The organism is Pseudonocardia sp. WMMC193, from assembly GCF_021728735.1.
GTDB lineage: Bacteria > Actinomycetota > Actinomycetes > Mycobacteriales > Pseudonocardiaceae > Pseudonocardia > Pseudonocardia oroxyli.
Genome location: NZ_JAKKDO010000003.1, coordinates 5,514,092 through 5,533,783, shown reverse-complemented (window position 1 = coordinate 5,533,783; position 19,692 = coordinate 5,514,092). Strand labels below are relative to the sequence as shown.

Here is a 19,692-nt window from a genome sequence, read left to right as displayed (position 1 = left end):
CGTCGGCAGACCCGACCTTGAGCGGGCCGAACCGGGCCCGCACTACTTCACGATCGAGGGGAGGTCACCGGCGCCAGGGGGTCGGGCGTATCCGGCTACGCACCAGGAGGCCTTCGGACGCACTGAGCAGCCGCGCCCAGAACAGCTGGAAGAAGCCAAGTTCCACGGACGGTAGAGCCATCTCACTCCTCCGGAGTCGCTCATCTTGCGGGATGAGGTTGGCGTCGAAACTCGCCACCGGCGGCGAACTCCAGCCCTGACTAGCCCGGCTGCAGCTGCCGCGGCGTTCCCACGTTCGCTCTCGAGAGGTGTGCAGGAGCACCTCTACTATCAAGGTACGTAGATAGTAGCCGCAGGTCCATGCCGGCGTGACGCCGGGGTCACTGAGAGCGCCTACACCGGCACTGCGTGTAACTTCGGGTTCGCGTCGATCGTCAGCCCGCCTGTTCGACGCCGCTCGCGGCGGCCCGGCGTCCGGAAAGGATCTCGCTCGGGTCAGTCTCCGGTCGGATGCTCAAGGGCCTTCTTGAGGCGATCCTGCTGGTCCAGCGTCAGACCTCCGGCGAACTGCAGGAGGACCGAGTCCGCGTCGCCGCCGCGCATCATCGCATCGCGCATCAGCTGCGCTGCGTACTCGGCCCGACTCATCACCGCGTGATAGCGGTGCGCCCGACCTTCGGATGTTCTCGTCAGGTAACCCTTGTCGACCAGGTTTCCCATGGTGGACAGGATCGTCGTGTAGGCCAGATCGCGCTGCGCGCGAAGTCGATCCACCATCTCTCGGACCGTGCCCGAGCCGCCGACAGACCACAGCTCGTTCATGACCACGCCCTCGAGAACCCCGAGCTGTCGCACCAGTCCCCCGGTTCACTATGGCCGACAAGTCGGCAGGTCGTGGCTTACCCCATCAGGATAGCGACAGCGCACATGCTGCCCGCGCACTCGGCTACTATCTTAGTCCGTAGATAGCAGTAGAGGTGCACCGGGTGAGGCGGACATGCCGAAGAAGAAGGTCAAAAGGAGCCGGCCCGGGGACTATCGGGGTCGAGCCGCGCCATCACCTGAGCCGACGCGCGCGGCCGGTTTCCCCGCCCGCCCGGCCGCAACGCCGAACGACGCCGCAGTGTCGTTCCGAGCCCAGTACCGGCGCTGGGTTCTTCGTCGGGCCCTGGGCTGGGTCCTCATCGTAGCCGGTGTCGCCATGGTGGTCGTGCACGTCGTTGCCCACCTCGCGAACCTGGAACTGATCAAAGGCCAGGACCTGCTCATCGGATACCCGATGGGTGCCTTCCTCGTGGTGCTTGGCATGGTCATAGCCACACGTCGATGACGTGAGGCCCGCGGGCGGTCGCGGTCCGGCAGGCTTCTCGTGCGCTGCGGCGGCGGTTTTCGCAGCTACCGAGATGTGGAGCGTTGGTCAAGCTTCCGCGGTACCTCGCACGCTCGTCCATCTCACATACCGGACTCACATGCAGGACACGACCGCGAGTACGGCAAGGCTGCCCGCCCCGGTCAGGGCCGGAGCCAATGCGCCGACCGCGACGAAGCACACCTTCTCGCCGAGACGAGCGGACCAGGCGGCTGTCCGCCCAACATGGCTGAGCCGGGCAAGCCGGAGCTCGATGGCGGAGGTCGCGGCACCCAGGGCCGCGGGCGGAAGCCCGTACCGGCCGCCGCTGGCCACCCGGACCAGGGCCTGGCGCACGACGGGGGCCCCGACATGGCGAGCGGCCTTATCGTCGGCGGCCAGTTCAATCAGCCGTCTGACCGCCGCTGGTGCCTGCCGGAACAGCGGAAGCACGGGGAACGCCGCGGCCAGCGTGTCGGCGAGCAACACCTGCAGGTGGTGACGTCCGGAGAGGTGAGCGCGCTCGTGGGCGAGCACCGCGTCGGTTTCGGCCGGACTGAGCTGCTCGCGTAGCCCGGTGCTGGCCACGATTGCCTTCGTCCGTCCTCCGATGCTGAAGGCGAGAGGTTGCTTGTGCTCGAGCCAGAGAACCCCGTGTTCCCAGTAGCCGGCCGGTTCCAGCATCCACATCGTGGTCTCGGCCTTCTCCCGGACCGCACGCCGGCTGCGCACCACACGCCTGATCACTCGGAGAAGACCAACCGCGATCATGGTGCCGATCAGCCCACCGACGACGGCATCAGCGTGCATCCTGCTCGAGGTCAGCGCAGTCCAGCAGCTGGCCAGAAGCCGGACCAACGGCGCGAGCTCCTCGCCGTGGCCGGGTACCAGCACGACACCGAGCGCGACCACCACGCTGGAGCCAACACCCGCCAGGAGCGACCACCAGACGTAGAGCAGCCCGGCGGGGCTGGCGGGAGTGCGTTCCAATCCGCTGAGCAGGCGCGGAGCCAAAAAGGCCGTCAACATCGCGCCCAGCACCAGAACAGTCGCAAGGATCATTCGGGCTGGATCCTTCCTGCTCCGGCACGCCGCTCACCACGACGACAGACCTGGCCGACGGTCACCGCCACGCTGAGCCTACCGTGCCCGATGTGCCACTCCCGCGACGCGCCCGGCCCGACTGTCAATGAGACCGACCCGCACCGGTCGTGCACGACCAGATGCGCCAGGTCGAGCCGGTTAAGACTCGCCTGCGGGGCGGGCCCGGGCCCGGTGAAGCCGAGCAGGGACGGCCGGACACCCAGGCGAGCCGCCTGGCCCGCTCCTCACAGCAGACGCGCCCTCCCCGACGCCTCCTCGGCGAGCAACTGGTAGGTCGGGTCGAACAAGGCAGCCGGCCGTCGGTCTTCCTCGAACCCGAAAGCGCCTCCCCCGAAGCCGGTGTCGCTGGCTGGGCCACCCCCGTCGGCGATCACCAACCTGGACTCGCCCTCTCGGCTGAGCGGCTCCACCGAGAAGCTCGAACGTCCCGGAGCCGAGCCGGCCGGTCGTCCCCCAGCCGATGCCCCCTGAGGCTGAGCTCGAAGCACTGGATGAGCACGGGGCGGGACTTGAGGAAGTGCTGGGCTGGGGACGGACAGGCGCTGAGCAGGCTGCGGTGCAACGGGGACATAACGAATGGGCAGAGGTTGCGTGAGGCCCTCCGGGAACCACGGGCCGCCGTAGCGAGAGGTGGTCGGTGCGTCGAGGTAGCGAGCAGCGGGCGCGAGGTGCGCGGTGCGACTGCCGAGGTCGCCGGCGTCAGAAAGCGTCTCCGGGCGGCCCATATCGTTGTTGCTGGGTTGCGCGTCGCAGGGCTCGGCCGGTACAGGCTGCGGTGTCAGTAGCCCCCGCCGTTGCAACATCGCCAACGCCGCCGCCGAGAACACCCCGATGATGATCAGGACCGCCCAGGGCGCGGCTGCCGCTCCGGCGCTCCTGGCAAGGTCGAGCGCCCAGCCCGTGCCGAGATTGCCCAGAAGGATGCCAACGCCGCAGACGGTGTTGTAAAGGCCGTAGTGCGTGGCCACCAGACGTCCGTGGGACAACGTCACGATGGTGTCCATCTCGAAGGGGAAGACCACCGCCGTTCCCAGAGCCAAGATGGCCGCCGCCAGCAGTAGGCACACCGCGGCGAGGATTGGCCCGGCGGTACTGCGGGCGAGGGACGGCAGCACCCCCAGGAGGAGTTCGCTCAGCAGGATCGGCACGAAGGCAAGCGCAAGCACGAGTAACCCCCGGCTGAGCGCCCGACCCGGCCCCAAGTGGGCCCGGCACCATGCCGTGACACCCATCTGGGCTGCGATCGTGACTCCCCCGGACACGGCGAACACGCCCGCCACCACGACCGTCGGGTCCACCGCCGCGAGTGCGATCGCCCGGGCCTGCAGGGGCAGGGCGAGATACACCTGGAACGACAGTACGTACGAGCCGATCATGGCCAAGGAGAACAGGAGGAAGCCTCGGCTCGACGCGACCTGGGCCCACTGGCGGAGCACGGCGGACGCTCCGCCCGTCGAGTCCTCACCCTGCTGCGGATCGTCGCCGCGTCGTGCCGGTAGAGCCCGCAACTGCAGCATCGTGAGCAGGGCGAACACACCCGCAGCGACCAGACAGGTGATCGAGAACGCCAATCCGGTCAGCGCCAGCCCGACGAGGGGCCCGATCAGGATCCCGGTCTGGTAGAAGACGCTGAACAACGCGAACGCCTCGACCCGGCGTTCGCCTGAGTCCTGCGCAAGATAGGCACGCACAGCCGGGTTGAACAGAGCCCCGGCGAAGCCGGTGGCCGCGGAGGCAGCGATCAGCGCGGGCACGTTGTCCACCAGACCGAGCAGCGCGAACCCTGCTGTGCGCAATGCGCACCCGGCCACGATCAGCGGCTTGTAGCCGTACCGATCGGCCAGGCTGCCACCGATGAGGAACATGCCCTGCTGGGAGAAGTTGCGCACGCCCAGGATCAGCCCGACCAGCCACGTCGCCAACCCAAGACCTTGCGAGAGATGATCGGCCAGGTACGGGATGAGCATGTAGAACCCGACGTTGATCGTCAGCTGGTTGAGCAACAGCAGCTGGACCGAGCGCGGGAACGACCGGTACTGGCTCAAGGTCCTGATCACGAGGGGGTCCTGCCTCCGGCGCGTGGGTCGATCACGGTCGAGCACCGGGTCCACCGGTCCACCACCCGCTCGTGCGGGTGGGCCAGCTCATCCGGTTCGAGGGCCGGCTCCTGGCCGAGGAGCCCATGGCTCCGGCAGTACTCGTCGTTGTAGACGGTGTCGAAGTAGCGTTGAGGACCGTCGGGAAACACCGCGGCGATCCGGGTGTCCGGGGTTGAGGAGCGAGCCAGCCACCCGGCGACCAGGCCGACGGCGCCCACGCTCCACCCCCCGCTCGCGTAGCTGGCCGAGGCCATGGCCCGGCACGACCACACGGCCTCGGCGGGAGCAACCCAGTGGACCTCGTCGAATGCCTGATAGTCGACGTTGCGCGGATGGATGCTCGAGCCCAGTCCTCGCATCAGGCGCGTCCCCGCCGGCTGCCCGAAGATCGTCGACCCGACCGTGTCGACGCCGACCACCCGCAACCTCGGACTGGACTGGCGCAGCGTCCGGGCGATCCCCGCCGAGTGCCCGCCAGTGCCGACCGAACACACCAGGGTGTCGATCTCGCCGAGCTGATGGCGCAGCTCGTGCGCCATCGGCCGGTAGGCCTCCACGTTGTCGGGATTGCTGTACTGGTCCGGGCACCAGGCGCCCGGCTCGGCGGCGAGCAGAGCTTGAACCTTGTCGCGCCGAGCTTGCTGCCAGCCGCCGACCTCGGCCGGACGATCCACGGTGACGACGTCCGCTCCGTACGCGCGCAGCAGCCGATACATCAACGGCTCCATACCCGGGTCGCTGACCAACGTGACCGGATGCCCGTGCGCGATACCGGCCAAGGCCAGACCGAGCCCGAGGGTGCCGCTGGTGGATTCGACGATGCGGCACCCGGGGCGGAGCTCTCCGCGCTCGCGAGCACATCGCACCATGTGCAGTGCCGGTCGGTCCTTGATGCCCCCCGGATTGGCGCCCTCGAGCTTGGCCCAGAATCCGCGACCGCCGCCGGTGAACGGTGCGTCGATCCACACCACCGGCGTGTTGCCGACGGCGTCGCTGAGCCGGGGTGAGCGGTGATGATGCGCAGCTGGGCGGACTGTGGACGCAGCAGCGATGTCAGTAATCATGCAGACGGAACCTCGGAAGACAGGGCGACGCGGGTGCGCCGCAGGGAGCGGTGTCGGCCGAAAGGCGACGAGACACGCCGTCGCGGACCCGGCTCTAGGTCCGCGACACCGCCACGAGCTGCAGCAGCGCCCGCCCGGCGACGGGCTGGGCCGTGCGGGAGACAGGTTTCGGTCGACCCTCGTCAAGCGTGAGGCCAGGTGGCGGCCCCATCGGTGCAGCCGGCCCCGTGTTTGTCGCCGTCCGCTCGGCGATCCGCGCCGGTGTGGCCGCTGTTAGATGCTCGGGCGAATCGTGGCAACGAGGGACGCTGCCATGATCATCACTCGTCCCTGAGGACCTCTCGCCGTCCCCGTCCCCGTCCACGTCGCGAGCCGGGCTCGAGATTGCGCCGGCCTCCGCGAACGGCGTGACTGCACCTAGCGTCAGGACAAAGGAGGCATGCGGGTGTTCCGCCGGTGGGACGGCCAACGCCATCGCGGGCGGCGAGGTGGACGAGTCAAGCCCGTCGCCGATCGAACCAACACCAGAACCGCTGCAGGCTGGAGCGGGCAGCACGAGCGCCAGCAGAGCCAGCAGCAGGATCGCCTGGGGGCGGGGGACCCAGCGACCTCCCCCCGCTGGCCCCGGTCCGGGTCGACGGATGCTCACAGTGACCGGACCGTATCAGCCAGTGAGCAGCGAGGCTGCATGGACTACTATTCAAGTCCGTAGATACGCTCTATCGTGCGACCGGAGGAGGCTCCAGCCATGCAACTCGGGAGGGATAGCGTGACCCGTGCGGCGACCGACCGCGCCGACTGCCAGCTTCGTGTGCGTGCCGACCCTGGCGGCGAGCAAGACACGGCCGGCCGATGCGTTGCCGAAGGTCGTATCGTCGGCGGCATCCCCGAAGCGCAGGGGCATCTCGTCCAGGTCTTCAGGCTCGGCCGTGCTGTGACGACCGGCCTACTCATCACGGCGGGTGCGGGCTTGCCCAGCGATGTCGTCCCGAATCCGATCTTCGCGCGAATGACGCCCGTGCGCTGGTGGGACTATGCGCTGATCACCGCCGCCGTGCTGCTCGGCGCGCTCTGGTCCGGCACCGCGAGTGATGCGCGCCGCCGACAGGCGGTCCGCTGGTCGGTTCTCATCGCCGGGGTCACCCTGCTCGCAGTGGGATGCCCGTCCTGCAACAAGGCCGCCGTGGCCCTCCTGGGGGACGCCGGCGCGATGTCGACCTGGGGCACGCTCCAGCCGGGCCTGGGCTTGGCCACGCTTGTCGTCGCTGCAGTCGTCCTCATCGGACGATCGACGCCTTTCTGGGAATCGCGAAGCACGGTGAAGACTGGTCGACTCGGACTCGGACGTTCAGCCTGACCAGGGTGTGCGGTGACCGCTGGAGCGGCTCGACGCGGCAGCTGCGCGGAAGTGAGGCCGAAGCAACCGGACTGGTAGGACGAGCCTCGGCCGAGCCTGGAGCCGTCGTTCGGATGCCGATCTCGGGCGCGAGCCGCCGCCGAGCGGCGAGGTAGTGGTGTCCAAGCTTTCCGCCCCGACAGCGAACGCTTGATTTCGTCTTCGGTCCAGTGCAGGTCAGTCAAGTGGCGTCAGCACTTCTGCTGCAGAGGCATGGCCTCATGAGCCGATACCCCCGACCCGAGCTCACCGAGCCCCGATCGCCACGGCAACGGCTCGTGGCGACCGGGGCCGACCTGGGGTCACCGGCGGCGGCCGACGGCTTCGCGAGGAAGCCGCGGCCCTGCCGCGGCGACTGAACCAGCCGTTACAGCGACGACAGGAGATTCTGCATCTCGCCGATCTCGGCCTGCTGGTCGGTGATGATCTTCTGGGCGAGGGCCTTCGCTTCCGTGTTCTGCCCACTGGTCAGTTCGGTCTGGGCCATCTGGATCGCGCCGTTATGGTGCTCGGTCATCATCTGCAGGAACATCCGATCGAAGTCGGTGCCCGAAGCCTGTCCGAGCTGCTGCATCTGCGCGTCTGTCATCCCGCCCGACATGTTGGGCATGCTCGGCATGGCCGAGCCGCCGTGATTCATGCCCGGCATCGAGCCGGACATGCCGGCGTCTCCGGTTTCGGGCTCTCCCCACGCAGCGAGGAAACCGCGCATTTGCTCGATCTCCGGCCCCTGGGCCTGTTCGATCTTCGTGGCCAGCTGCTTGACCTGCTCGTTGCTGGCCCGATCGGCCGCGAGCTTGGCCATGTCGATCGCCTGCGTGTGATGAACGATCATCCCCTGCGCGAAGGACACATCGGCATCGTTGTGCTCGGCGCTCACCGCCGCCGACGATGGCGCCGCCGACGTGGTGCTCGGCGCGGCGGTAGACGCAGGCTGAGCGCCGCCGCAGCCAGCGAGTAGTGCCGCAGCAGCGGCGGCTGTGGCGATTCCGAGGAGGGGCTTGCGGTACATCAGGAGGACTCCTTGAACAATGCGGATGAAGTCGGTGGCCAGCGCTCTTCCGCGCTGGAGGCCGATCAGTTCCGCATCACGCAAAGTCGAGACAAGCGTTCCGGTGTTCCTAGCGGAGGTCCCCGCGCACACACCACGCCGAGATGGACACCGCCCGGGCGAGCAGTACGAAGGGACGCGCGCCCGGCCGCAGCCACGAACGCCGCCGCAATCATCAAGCCGCTGATCAGGACCGCCAGACACAGGTGCAGCAGGGTGTGAAGTGCCGCGAGGGGATTGGAGTCCTGCGCCGTGGCGGGGCCATCTGCAGTTCGCCCAGGATCCGAGTCGACCGCCCCCGCGTCGGCCGCCGCCTCATCGACGGATGACCGGGCAAGGTCAGCTGTCGCCCCGACACTGTCCGACGCGCCGTCCTGGTGGTACGCCTGCGCTGTCGGGCTGGCACCGGGCATCGGCATCCCCGAATGTGCGAGCCCGCCGGCGTGGGAGGACTGCCCGTGACCGCAGGCCATGACGGAATGCATCGCGATCACGCCGAGGGCGACGAGCAGCGGCAGGAACAGCCAGCGCCACTGCGCACGTCCTCCCGCCTTCACGGCCACGACCCTAGCGACCCCTTCGTCCGGCAGCACACCGACCCTCACCTGCAACAACCGCCAACAGCGGAGCGAGCGCGAGTCGGGTAGCCGGAGGAGGGCACGTGCACGATGCGCTGCAGCTGGGCCTCCATCCGGATCACCCGACGTAGGAGACGACGGTCATCATGCCCGCCTCACCGTGATAGATGTTGTGGCAGTGCGTCAGCCACTGGCCGGGGTTGTCGGCGTCGAAGTCAACCTCGATGGTGGTCTTCGGCAGCACGTTCACGGTGTCCTTGCGCGGGCCCGGGACGGCGGCGTTACGCACCTGGAAGGTGTGGCCGTGCAGGTGCATGGGATGGAACATCGAGGTCGTGTTGACAAAGCGCAGCCGGACCCGCTGCCCCTCCGAGACCGGCAGGCCGCGAGACGCGTCGTAGGTCTGACCGTTGATCGTCCACGTGTAGCGGTTCGCCGGGCCGGCGATTTCCAGGTCATGAACGACATCCGGTGTCTTGTCGGCCAGGACGACCTGTTCGGCCGCCACCAACCCCACGGCAGCAACCGTCGGCCGGGAAGCGAGATCGGCAACGGCCGCGTCCACGGTCGTGGAGGACCTCGGGCCGACGTTCAACGTGACGTGAGCCGCGCCGCCCTTGCCTTCTGCAATCCCCACGAGCGGGAGGCTCTGGTCAGGAAGGGTGATGACTGCGTCGACGCGTTCGCCCATCCCGAGTAGGACGGTGGGAGCCGAGACGGGGCGCACCGGGAAACCGTCGGTGTGGGTGACGGTCATCGGGACCCCGGGGACTCCGACCCGGAACGCGGTATCGCCGCCAATGTTGATCATACGCAGGCGGATTCGCTGCCCCGGCTTGCCCGCGAACGTCTGGGCCGCTGCGCTCACCCTGCCGTTGGCCACGTAGTAGGGGTAGGAGACATCGCCGGCGTCCCCGCCGAGCGCCTCGGACTGGGGCATCTGCATGCCCTCCATCCCTTCCATGCCTTGCATGTCACCGCCCATGCCGCCCATGCCGCCCATGCCGTTGGCCTTGAGATCGGCGAGGACCTGGTCGGGATCACGGCCGGTTCCGTCGACCCAGTCGTCGAACACGACGACGAGCTCATCGTCGTAGTCGCCGGGCTCGGCCGGGTCCTCGACGATCAGGGCCCCATACAGGCCCCGGTCGAGCTGGGTGCCGACGTGCGGATGGAAGATGTAGGTCCCGGGGTCAGGGGTGGTGAACTCGTAGCGAAAAGTCGTGCCGGGGGCGATGGGGTCCTGGGTGAGGGCCGGAACGCCGTCCATGTCGTTGCGTAGGGCGATGCCGTGCCAGTGGATGCTCGTCGGCTGTGGCAGCGAGTTTCGTAGGTCGGCGCGGAGGAGGTCGCCGGCGCGGAGGCGGATCTGCGGCCCCGGGACGGCGTCGCCATAGCTCCAGGTGTTGACCGTGACACCGCCAAGGTCGATTGGACCGGGCCGGGCTTCCAGTGCGACCGGGACGATCTTCTGATCGGCGGACTGCCTGGCTCGCTCCAGATCGAGCACACGGGGCGATCCGGCGCGAACGAGAGCTGGCGACGGGCTGCTTGTCGTGCAGGCACTGATCAGTGCGCCTGTCCCGGCTGCGCCGGCGAGAGCCAGGAACCGGCGGCGGGAGATGTGAGAAGACATGGAAGGGCTGCTCCTTGGGCATGCGGATGAGATCGAACCGGGAGGACCGGGTCGATCAGTTGCGCAGCACGCAGAGCTGGGCGAGGCGTACCGAGGTGGGCGGCGGGCGTGGGAACAGCCCGACGACAGCTCGGCCCAAGCGCGCGGAGGCGTCCGTGCTCGAGCCGCCCGACCACACCAGCAGCGCTGCCAGCACGATGGCGACGGTCGCGAGCACCGCCAGGCAAGCGTGTCCGAGATCGGTCATCGGATCGGTGGACGTCCGATCGGCCGCCGTTGCCGAGTCGACTGGGCTGACGGACCCCTTCGGCGCCTCGAGGTGGACATGGCCCACCGAGCTTTGCGAGGCCAGCATGCCTGACGCCGGCACGCCGTCACGCTGGGCGGCGTCCGCCGAAGGGCTCGCGAGGTCGAGGGGGTCGGTCCCTTTCGCGAACGAGACAGCCGCGGACATGGCGGGATGCAGGGGCTGCCCGCTGTGGACGGGCGCGTGGGCGAACGCGACGAGCGCGTGCATCACCAGCAGACCAAAGATCAGCAGCAGCGGAGCCGCCCGCTGCGCCGATCTCGTGTGGTCTGCCATGAGCCCTACGATAGTCAACCGTGGCACGTCGGGGGGTCGGAGCCCCGAAGTGCTCCAACGTGCATCCTGGGTTGGGAGAGGTCAAACGGGCACCTGCGCTACACCCGACTAAGGACCTGTAGCGGAGACGCGCCGCGGCGGACGCGACGACGGGACGTGGTGAGCGCATGACTGGTGGGACTCCTCTGCAGAAGGCGTGACGGTGCAGCACAGCCGGGAAGGCTGCGCGGCTGTCACGTCCGCAGGACGGAGAGGATGGTTAGTCGCCGTGCGTACGAGGGCGGCGCTCGCGGCGCACCGCGTCGGCGGCCTGTCGTGGCGGGCGGGTGGGACGACAGGTCGGCGACGAAACCGAGCACGACCAGTGCGACCAGAGCGCCGACTTCGTCGGAGCCGAGCACTACTGCGACCGGCTCGAAGGTGGCGTCTGCACACGGCGGATCTGATGCCTGGGTTCGGACCGTGACCGACCGTGGCGATGCAGCCGGTGCGGCTGCCGGACAGTCGACCGAGGTCGCCTCCGACTCGGCACAGCAACCGGCCAATAGATGGGCGACCAGGACGATCACGGCGACGGCCGTCGTGAACAGTGTTCGGCCGCTGGACGACGAGGGGCACGAGGCGAGCATCATCGTCCTTCCTGCGACGCCGCCTCGTGTCGCCGAGAGCCGTCGGCCGCAGTGGGGCATCGATCACCCACGGAGTTCCGTTACCGCGCCGACGATGGGGAGGCGGCGCCCATTGGTTGCCCTTTGTGATCGACGCCGACTGTGCTTCGGAGCGAAGTCTCGGTGGTCCGGCCCAGGGCCCATGCACAGAGTCGTGGGCCCGCCCGCCGCTTCTGCGAACGAACCGAGTTTCGGAGCGAGGTCGCAGCGGTGGCTTCCAGCATGCGAGCGAGCAGCAGCTCGATCGAGCCGTATCAGTACCGGTTCATCGAGTCGCCAGGTGACGCCTGTCCAGCGTGAGCTCGAGTACCAGGTGCCGACGACCGGTCGAATCGTGAATGCCCTCGCGCGGCTCCGCCGAGACAGACGGTCACCGACGTGTGTGGCGTTTGAGGACGTCGAAGCCGCCGTCGGCGGCTGCATCGAGGTTCTGCGAGCGGCTGTCGATCATCATCACGACCCGAGCCGGAGCTCGGTCACCGGGTCGTCGAGCGGCGTCCCCTGACGACATGCCGGTACATGCAGTCTGGGTGATCGGGCCGGCGTGGCTGTGCATCACCCAATGAGCAGCGGTAGGACGAGCCCGCCCGCCACTCCGAGCAGCACCGACCCGACAGCCGAGGCCACGGCCACGGCGGCGGGTCGCCGCGCAAGGCGGCGCACCGAACCCTCCCCGGTCCGAAAGGCCGCGGCGATCCAGCGCAGATAGTAGAAGACGCTGGCCACCGTGTTGACCACGGCGAAGACCGTCAGCCACGCCATCCCCCCGTCGACGGCGGCGGTGAACAGCGCCAGCTTGCCCAGGAAGACCGCGGTCGGTGGGGTTCCCACCAGCCCCAGCAGGCAGACCACCAGGGCACCGGTCAGAACGGGGTGCGCGCGGGCGAGGCCACGGGCGTCGGCGACGGCACGCAGCCCGGGCAGGGCGGCGAGCACGGCGAAGGCGCCGACGTTCGTCACGGCGTAGCCCGCCAGGTAGAACAGCAGGCCCGGCAGCGCCTCCGGCACCCCGGCCACCGCCACGGCCATGAGCAGGTACCCGACCTGCGACACGGTGGAGTAGGCGAGCAGCCGTTGCAGGGAGTCCTGGGTGAAGGCCGCGAGGTTGCCGAGCGTCATCGACGCGGCGGCGAGCACGGCGAGTAGCACCGGCCAGGGCACGACGCCGGCGGGCAGGGCCTGAACGACGAGCCGGTACGCCGCGACGAGGGCCCCGATCTTGGGCAGGGTGGTGACCACGGCGGCGACGGGCGCCGGGGTGCCGTCGACGACGTCCGGGACCCAGAACTGCGCGGGCACCGCGCCGGCCTTGAAAGCCAGCCCGACCAGCAGCGCGACCACACCGACGCCGGCGACCGCGGCCGGGCCCGCCGCGAGCCCCTCCCGCAGGGCGGGATAGCCCGTGGCCCCGCCCGCGCCGTAGAGCAGTGCGATCCCGGTGATCATCGCGACCCCGGAGAACGCGCCGGTCAGGTAGTACTTCATCGCCGCCTCGGTGGCTCGCGCGTCCGCGGCCCAGCCGACCAGGGCGTAGAGCGGCACGCTGGCCAGGAGGAACGCGGCGAACAGCAGGAGCAGGTCGTTCGCACCCGCCAGCACGACCGCGCCCAGACCACCGAGCTGCACCAGTACCGCGAACTCGGTCTCCCGGCGGTGCCCGGCCACGGCGTCGGCGGCGAGCCAGAGCACGGCGGGTACCGCGACGAGCACGATGACCCGCACCGAGGTCGTCGCGGTGTCGACCAGGTAGGCGTCTGCGAAGACGGGCCCCGCCGCAGGCCGCGCGAGGGTGGCGAGCAGCCCGGCCGCGGCCGCCAGGGTCGCGAGCCACCGCACCGCACCCTGGCGCCTGCGCGGCAGCCACGAGCCCAGCAGCAGGCCCACGACGGCTCCGCCGAGCAGGAACAGCTCGGGCAGCAGCGCGAGCGGGTCCTCGTTCATCCCGGTGTTCATCCCGGTCACCGCGCGACCGCCTCCACGAGGCCGCGGGCGGCCGGTTCGACCACGTCGAGCAGGAAGCGGGGCAGGATCCCGATCACCAGCGCGAGCAGCAGCAGCGGGAGGACCGCGACGGCCTCGCTCACCCGCAGGTCCGCGAAGGGGCGGGGGCTGCCCGGCGCGTCCGGCAGCCGCAGCGGCCCGAGGAACAGCCGCTGCAGCGCGACGAGGAACAGGGCGGCGGTCACGAGGATCCCGGTGACCGCGACCGCCGTCGGGACCGGGGCGACCCCGAGGGCCCCGGTGAAGACCTGGAACTCCGCGATGAACCCGGAGAACCCGGGCAGCCCGAGCGAGGCGAACGCGGCCACCGCGAACAGCGCCGCGAACCGCGGTGTCCGGGCGGCGAGGCCCGAGTAGGCGCTCATGTCGTAGGTCCCTCCGCGGTCGCGCAGCACCCCGGTCAGCAGGAACAGCGCCCCGGTGATCAGGCCGTGGGACACCATCTGGGTGACCGCGCCGCTGACCGCGAGCTCGCGGGCGCGGTCGTCGCCGGCGGTGACGAGGCCCGCCGCGCCGACCCCGAGCAGCACGTAGCCCATGTGGTTCACCGAGGTGTAGGCGATCATGCGCTTCAGGTCGGTCTGGGCCAGCGCGACCAGCGCGCCGTAGACGACCGACACCACCCCGACGATCACCACGACCAGGGCGTACTGCCGCCAGCCCGCCGGCAGCAGTGGCATCGCGATCCGCACGAAGCCGTAGGTGCCCATCTTCAGCAGCACCCCGGCGAGGATCGCCGAGCCGGTGGCCGGTGCCTCGGTGTGGGCGGGCGGCAGCCAGGTGTGGAACGGCACCACCGGGGTCTTCACCCCGAGTCCCACGCCGAGCGACAGCAGCGTCAGCGCGGCGTAGGGCCCGCCCGCGGCCAGCGGGTTCGCCTCGACCAGCGTCGGGATGTCGAAGGTGTGCGGCTCGGCGGCGAGGAACAGCAGGATGAAGCCGAGCAGCAGCGCCAGCGAGCCCAGGAACGTGTAGAGGAAGAACTGCAGCGCCGCCGCCCGCGCCTTCGCGCCGTGCCCCCAGCCGGCGATGACGAAATACATCAGCACGATCGACAGGTCGAAGAACAGGAAGAACAGGATCAGGTCCAGCGCCGCGAAGAGCCCGAGGCTCACGGTGAACAGCGCGAGGAACAGCACCGCCTGGGCCTTGGCCCGGCGGGTCTCGCGCAGGGCGAAGACCCCGCAGGCGCCGAAGAGCACCGCCGTCAGCGCGAGCAGCGGGAGCGACAGCCCGTCCACCCCGACGTGGTAGGAGATGCCCGCGCTCGGGATCCAGGGCACCCGCTCGGTGAACCCGTAGCCCGTCGTGGGCAGGTACAGCCACACCCCCACGACCAGGGCCAGGTCGACGACGGCCGCCGCGATCCAGCCGCCCGCGAACACTCGAGCGGGCAGCCGGGCGGGCAGGCACAGCAACACCAGCCCGACGAGGGCGGGCCAGAACACGATCAACGACAGCACGGGGCGCTCACCTCACGACGATCACGAGCAGGGCCAGCGCGGCCAGTGCGGCGGCGCCGACCGACAGCTGGGCGAGGTACTGGTGCAGCTGCCCGGTCTGGGGCCGCCGGGCCCAGCGGGCCAGGGTCTGCGACCCGGCGGCGACGGCGGCGACCGAGCCGGCGATCAGGCGCTCGCCGCGCCGGTCGAGCAGGCCGGAGAGCAGCCGGGTCCCGTGGGCGAGCCCGCCCACCGCGCTGTCCAGGCCTCCGTCCACCCGGTCGAGAGCGCGGGCCAGGGCCAGCGTCGGCCGGACGACGAGGGCGTGCGCGAGTTGTTCGAGCCCCAGCCAGCCGAGGAGAGCGCCGGACGGGTCGGACGCGGCGTCCCTCTGCTCGAGCACCGCCCAGGTCACGGCGAGCGCGAGGACGGCGAGACCCCCGGAGACGACCAGCTCGACCACGCCGGGGCCCCGTCCGGTCGCGAGCGCCGCGATCCCGACGAGTGCCGCGGGCACCGCCAGCGCCGCCGCCGGCAGCACCATCGCGAGGCCGACCCGCCCGGTCGCCTTCCTCTCCACTCCCACCGGCGGCCCGGGCCGCCGCCACACCACCCACAACGCCCTGCCGCTGTACACCGCGGCGACGACCGCCCCGGCCAGCCCGGCGCCGTAGAGCGCAGGCGAGTGCGCCGCCGCGGCGAGCACGGCGTCCTTGCCGACCCACAGCGACAGCGGCGGCACCCCGGCCAGGGACAGTGCCCCGACGGTGAACACCACTCCCAGCGCCGGGAACCGGCGCGCCGCTCCGCGCAGCCCGGCCAGCTCCCGGGTGCCCAACGCGACCAGCCAGGCCCCGGCCGCGAGGAACAACAGGCTCTTGGTCGCGGCGTGGGCGACGAGCTGCAGCGCCCCACCGGACACCCCGCCGACCCCGGCGGCCAGCACCATGTACCCGATCTGTGCGCACGTCGAGGCCGCCAGCAGCTGCTTGAGGTCGGACTGGGCGGCGGCGACGAGCCCGAGCAGCACCGCGGTGGCGGCGCCCACCCAGGCCACCAGTGGGCCCGCCCATCCGGTCGCGGCGAGCTGCGGTGTGATCCGCAGCAGCAGGTACGCCCCGGCGGCGACCATCGTCGCCGAGTGCAGCAGCGCCGAGACCGGGCTCGGGCCGCGCATCGCGCCGGAGAGCCAGAAGCTGAACGGGAGCTGGGCCGACTTGCCCAGCGCCGCGAGGACCATCCCGGCCACCGCGACGTGCAGCCACACCCCCGCAGGTGTCCCGTCCAGGGCCAGGTCCTCGACTCCACCGGCGAGCAGCGCACCCGCCGCGACGTACAGACCGAGATCCGCGGCCCGGGTCGTCAGGAACGCCGTCCGGGCCGCGCCGACGGCAGCCGAGTCACGGTGGTGGTACCCGATCAGGGCCCAGCTCGTCGCGCCCATGATCTCCCACGCCATCAGCAGCGGGGGCAGCGTCGTCGCCGTGACCGTGACCAGCATGGCCCCGGCGAAGACCAGCAGGGTCCCCACGAACCGCCCGGTCCGCAGGTCCGGCTCCCCCGCGGCGAAGACCAGGACGGCGAGCAGCACCGCCCCCACCGTGACGACGAGGACCGCCGACAGCCCGTCGACCGCCAGGCCCACCGGCATCCCGGTGAGCAGCGGCGCGGCGGCCGTGGGGCGGGTGACCGCGGCCGCGACCCCCAGCCCCAGCACCGCCGCCGCCAGCCCGATGCCGGCCCCGACCGCGAGCCCGGGCCGCGGGCGGGCCGCGACGCCCACGACCACCAGCAGCACCCCGCCGAGCAGCGGGACCCCGGACATCCACCACAGCAGCACGGTCAGCCCCTCAGATCCGCCGCGCCGTCGGTCATGTCGACCCGGCGGGCCCGGTAGATCGCGGTGGCCACAGCGAACCCGGCCGCCATCTCGACCGCCATGGCCGTGACCACGACGACGATCAGCACCGGCCCGTCGGAGCCCGCGGGGGCAAGGAAGTACCACAGCGCCGCGGCGGCCAGGATGACCCCGTTGAGCATCAGCTCCAGGCCCATCATCAGCATCACGATCGACTGCTGGGACAGCGCCCCGTACAGGCCGATCGCGAACAGGCCCGCCGCGGCGAGCAGGAACAGCTGCAGCATCATCCGACCCCGCCGCCCGCCGGATCCGCCGCGGGGCGGTCGAGGTCGTCGCCGAAACGATCGTAGCGCCCGCGACCGGTGGCCAGGACGACGGTGGCGACGATCGTCGCGAACAGGGCCACCCCCAAGGTCATCATCGTGAGCATCTGCGGGCCCATCAAGGCCTCGCCGAGCGCTGCCGTGGAGTCGGCCGGGGGCGCCCCGCGGCGGACCGGCCAGTCGGTGACCAGGATCCCGGCGGCGAGCGCGACGAACGTGCCCACGGCGATCGTCATCGACCCGGCCTTGTTGTGGTACATGGCCATCGGCATCAGCCCGGCCGGGTTCATCATGTACATGACCATGAACACGGCCATGATCACCATCTCGACGACCATCATCAGCACGATGACCACCCCGAGATAGCCGAGCCCGAGCGCGGTCACCAGCCCGGCGACCGCGACGAAGGACAGCAGCAGCGCGAAGGTCGCCCTGGCCATCGAGCCCAGCCGGAACACCCCGAACCCGGACACCACTGCCAGCGGTCCGAGCACCCAGAACAGCACCGTCACGGCAGGACTCCGTTCAGCACGAGCAGGGCCACCACGAGCGCCTGCACGATGGTCAGCGGGACCAGGACGACCCACGCGAGCTCGACGTAGCGGTCCGCCCGCACCGTGGGCAGCACCCGGCGGACACCGAGGACCAGCGCGAGCAGCACCGCGGTCTTGAGCAGCACCCACACCGCGGGCGGCAGCCACGGCCCGCTCCCGCCGCCGAGGAACAACGGCACCGCCAGGGCGACGGCCACCACGAGCAGCATCCAGCGCCCGGCCATGAACACCAGCCGGTCCACACCGGACAGCTCCGCGGCCGCGCCTCCCGCGACGTCTCGGCCGACCGGTGCGTCGAAGGGACCCAGGAAGGCCATCGCCGCGGCCGAGAGCAGGTACACCACGAACGCGACCGGCATGACCGCCACGAACCACAGACCCTCCTGCGCGGCGACGATGTCGGTCACCCGCAGGCTCTCCGCCGCCAACGCCGCGGTGATCAAGGCGAACATGTGCGGCAGCTCGTAGGCCAGCCCCTGGGCTACGAACCGGTACCCGCCCACCAGGCCCAGCGCACTGTTCGGCCCCCACCCGACCATCCAGACCGCGGCCCAGGCCAACACCTCCACGGCGTTGAACCACACGACCCCCACCGACAGGTCCGCCACGGGCCGCTCCCCCAGCGGGAGGACGGCCGCGGCGAGGACCGCCGCGACGGGCAGCAGCGCGCCGCCCACCCGCCAGAGCACGGAGTCGGCCGCGACGGTCCGCCTGCGTTGCCCGACGAGCAGCCGCGCACCCTCGCGGATCGGGACGATCGGGTCGACGCGCGCACCGCGCCGTCGGCTCCCGACAGCCGCGTCCGCGGCGACCACCACGGCCGTGAGGAACACCAGCAGGACGGGAAGGGCGAGGACCCACCCCGGACCGAGCGTCATCGTGGCGGAGGGCGCCATGGTCGGGTCAGCCATGGTGGGCCGTCTCGGCGCCCGCAGCGGTGGAGGTGTCCGGGTCCAGCAGGGCCACGGCGAGCCGGGCGGCCGCCAGCTCCATCCCGACCAGCGCGGCACCGAGGGTCTGCGAGGCCGGGCGGGGTTCGGACCCGGTGCCGCTTTCGAGGGCGGCCAGGCGGCGCTCGAGCAGGTCGACGAAGGTGACGGACGGGGTGCCGGTCACCGTGAGACCTCGCAGGCCCCAGCGCAGCCACCGGGAACGCCGGACCGCGCGGACGAGGGTACGGACGCGGTCGTCGACGGCCTCCGGGTGAGCACCGGTGAGCAGGTCGTCCCGCAGTCGGCGGGCGTCCGCGGCCCGGTCTCCCAGACCGGCCACGCCCAGGACCCGGGCGAGCGCGTCGAGGCGCCGGGCGGTCCCCGCGCCCGGGACGTCGGGGAACCCGTCCCGCTCGGGGGCATCGAGGACCTCGGCCCGCGCCTCCTGGACGACGTCGCCCTGCAGGGCCAGGTGCAGGACCAGTCCGGCGGGCCAGTCCGGCAGAACCGGCCCGAGGGGCACGTGGAGTCGGTCGAGCGCCAGCCCGTCCCGGTCCTCCCCCAGGTCGGCCATGGCCAGGCCACCGGGCATCGCCATCCCACCGTGATCGTGGCCGCCGGCGCCGTGCTCATGACCGCCGTGCTCATGACCGCCGTGCTCATCGCCGCCGTGCGCACGGGCGTCCCGCAGGTCGTCCGAGTGCTCGCCGTGCTCCGGGGCGGGGCCGGGATGGTGGTGGCTCGGAGGGTGGTCGGCGGCCGGCGCGTCGTCCGCGGTCGTCCCGCCCGCAGCCAGGCACATGGCGGCGCGGTCGAGGAGCTCCTCGACCTCGTCGGCGCTCTCGGCGACCAAGCGGACCCGAGGCCCCGGGGTCTGCGCCCAGACCTGCTCGACGATCCCGGTCATCGCAGGTCCGGGCCGGCCCGTCACGACGACGAGGTCCGCGTCCGCCGGGGACGAGACGACCGGCCACCCCCGGCGCCGCACCGCCGCCTCGGCCGCGAGCCGGACCCCGGCAGCCCCGGGGATCGCGACGACCACCACGTGCGGC

General features: G+C 70.9%; 16 protein-coding genes and 1 pseudogene. 2 read left to right on the top strand and 15 right to left on the bottom strand.

Translation table 11 applies throughout. The annotated features are described in order from the left end of the window. Positions 1–495: 495 nt before the first annotated feature. A complete protein-coding gene (locus L3X23_RS28440) occupies positions 496–855 on the bottom strand; it encodes a BlaI/MecI/CopY family transcriptional regulator (protein WP_308116952.1) in 360 nt (119 codons plus the stop codon). 142 nt (positions 856–997) lie between these two features. Between L3X23_RS28440 and L3X23_RS28435 the strand changes: the two genes are divergently transcribed. Next, positions 998–1,330: a hypothetical protein gene (locus L3X23_RS28435; RefSeq protein ID WP_237195986.1), complete on the top strand. Its 333-nt coding sequence runs from the start codon at positions 998–1,000 to the stop codon at positions 1,328–1,330. A 135-nt stretch (positions 1,331–1,465) separates the two neighbouring features. On the opposite strand, the gene L3X23_RS28430 is transcribed toward L3X23_RS28435, so the two are convergent. From L3X23_RS28430 to L3X23_RS28420, 3 genes and pseudogenes are all read right to left on the bottom strand, one after another. Continuing rightward, the gene (locus L3X23_RS28430) at positions 1,466–2,410 is read right to left on the bottom strand and encodes a M56 family metallopeptidase (RefSeq protein ID WP_237195984.1); all 945 of its coding nucleotides are present in this window, start codon (positions 2,408–2,410) and stop codon (positions 1,466–1,468) included. A gap of 809 nt (positions 2,411–3,219) precedes the next feature. After that, positions 3,220–4,509: pseudogene (locus L3X23_RS28425) on the bottom strand (MFS transporter); the annotation flags it as partial. Then, entirely contained in the window at positions 4,506–5,615 is a 1,110-nt protein-coding gene (locus L3X23_RS28420) for a PLP-dependent cysteine synthase family protein (protein WP_237195978.1), read from the bottom strand. The gene L3X23_RS28420 and the pseudogene L3X23_RS28425, both read right to left, overlap by 4 nt. Before the next feature lie 769 nt (positions 5,616–6,384). Between L3X23_RS28420 and L3X23_RS28415 the strand changes: the two genes are divergently transcribed. Then, the gene (locus L3X23_RS28415; RefSeq protein WP_237195976.1) at positions 6,385–6,972 is read left to right on the top strand and encodes a hypothetical protein; all 588 of its coding nucleotides are present in this window, start codon (positions 6,385–6,387) and stop codon (positions 6,970–6,972) included. A 406-nt stretch (positions 6,973–7,378) separates the two neighbouring features. Here the strand turns inward: L3X23_RS28415 and L3X23_RS28410 are convergent, their stop codons facing one another. The 11 genes from L3X23_RS28410 to L3X23_RS28360 all read right to left on the bottom strand — a co-directional run bounded on the left by L3X23_RS28410 (position 7,379) and on the right by L3X23_RS28360 (position 19,685). Beyond that, on the bottom strand, positions 7,379–8,023 hold the full coding sequence (locus tag L3X23_RS28410; protein WP_237195974.1) for a DUF305 domain-containing protein: 645 nt from the start codon (positions 8,021–8,023) through the stop codon (positions 7,379–7,381). Between the two features lie 65 nt (positions 8,024–8,088). Continuing rightward, on the bottom strand, positions 8,089–8,619 hold the full coding sequence (locus L3X23_RS28405) for a hypothetical protein (protein ID WP_237195972.1): 531 nt from the start codon (positions 8,617–8,619) through the stop codon (positions 8,089–8,091). A 139-nt stretch (positions 8,620–8,758) separates the two neighbouring features. After that, on the bottom strand, positions 8,759–10,150 hold the full coding sequence (locus L3X23_RS28400; RefSeq protein ID WP_237195970.1) for a multicopper oxidase family protein: 1,392 nt from the start codon (positions 10,148–10,150) through the stop codon (positions 8,759–8,761). A gap of 181 nt (positions 10,151–10,331) precedes the next feature. Continuing rightward, positions 10,332–10,859 carry a hypothetical protein gene (locus tag L3X23_RS28395; RefSeq protein WP_237195968.1) on the bottom strand — a complete coding sequence of 176 codons (528 nt, stop codon included), beginning with the start codon at positions 10,857–10,859 and terminating at the stop codon, positions 10,332–10,334. A 1,223-nt stretch (positions 10,860–12,082) separates the two neighbouring features. Then, complete coding sequence (locus L3X23_RS28390; RefSeq protein WP_237195966.1) at positions 12,083–13,480, bottom strand: NADH-quinone oxidoreductase subunit N; 1,398 nt, start codon at positions 13,478–13,480, stop codon at positions 12,083–12,085. Positions 13,481–13,485: 5 nt separating this feature from the next. Beyond that, the gene (locus tag L3X23_RS28385; RefSeq protein ID WP_237195964.1) at positions 13,486–14,991 is read right to left on the bottom strand and encodes a NuoM family protein; all 1,506 of its coding nucleotides are present in this window, start codon (positions 14,989–14,991) and stop codon (positions 13,486–13,488) included. Between the two features lie 7 nt (positions 14,992–14,998). Beyond that, the gene (locus L3X23_RS28380) at positions 14,999–16,810 is read right to left on the bottom strand and encodes a proton-conducting transporter membrane subunit (RefSeq protein ID WP_237195962.1); all 1,812 of its coding nucleotides are present in this window, start codon (positions 16,808–16,810) and stop codon (positions 14,999–15,001) included. Positions 16,811–16,812: 2 nt separating this feature from the next. After that, complete coding sequence (locus tag L3X23_RS28375; protein WP_237195960.1) at positions 16,813–17,118, bottom strand: NADH-quinone oxidoreductase subunit K; 306 nt, start codon at positions 17,116–17,118, stop codon at positions 16,813–16,815. Beyond that, the gene (locus L3X23_RS28370; RefSeq protein WP_237195958.1) at positions 17,115–17,666 is read right to left on the bottom strand and encodes an NADH-quinone oxidoreductase subunit J; all 552 of its coding nucleotides are present in this window, start codon (positions 17,664–17,666) and stop codon (positions 17,115–17,117) included. The genes L3X23_RS28375 and L3X23_RS28370 overlap by 4 nt, the downstream gene beginning before the upstream one ends. Next, on the bottom strand, positions 17,663–18,619 hold the full coding sequence (locus L3X23_RS28365; RefSeq protein WP_237195956.1) for a complex I subunit 1 family protein: 957 nt from the start codon (positions 18,617–18,619) through the stop codon (positions 17,663–17,665). Before L3X23_RS28365 ends, L3X23_RS28370 begins: the two co-directional genes overlap by 4 nt. Continuing rightward, entirely contained in the window at positions 18,612–19,685 is a 1,074-nt protein-coding gene (locus L3X23_RS28360) for a hypothetical protein (protein WP_237195954.1), read from the bottom strand. The genes L3X23_RS28365 and L3X23_RS28360 overlap by 8 nt, the downstream gene beginning before the upstream one ends. Positions 19,686–19,692: the final 7 nt, after the last annotated feature.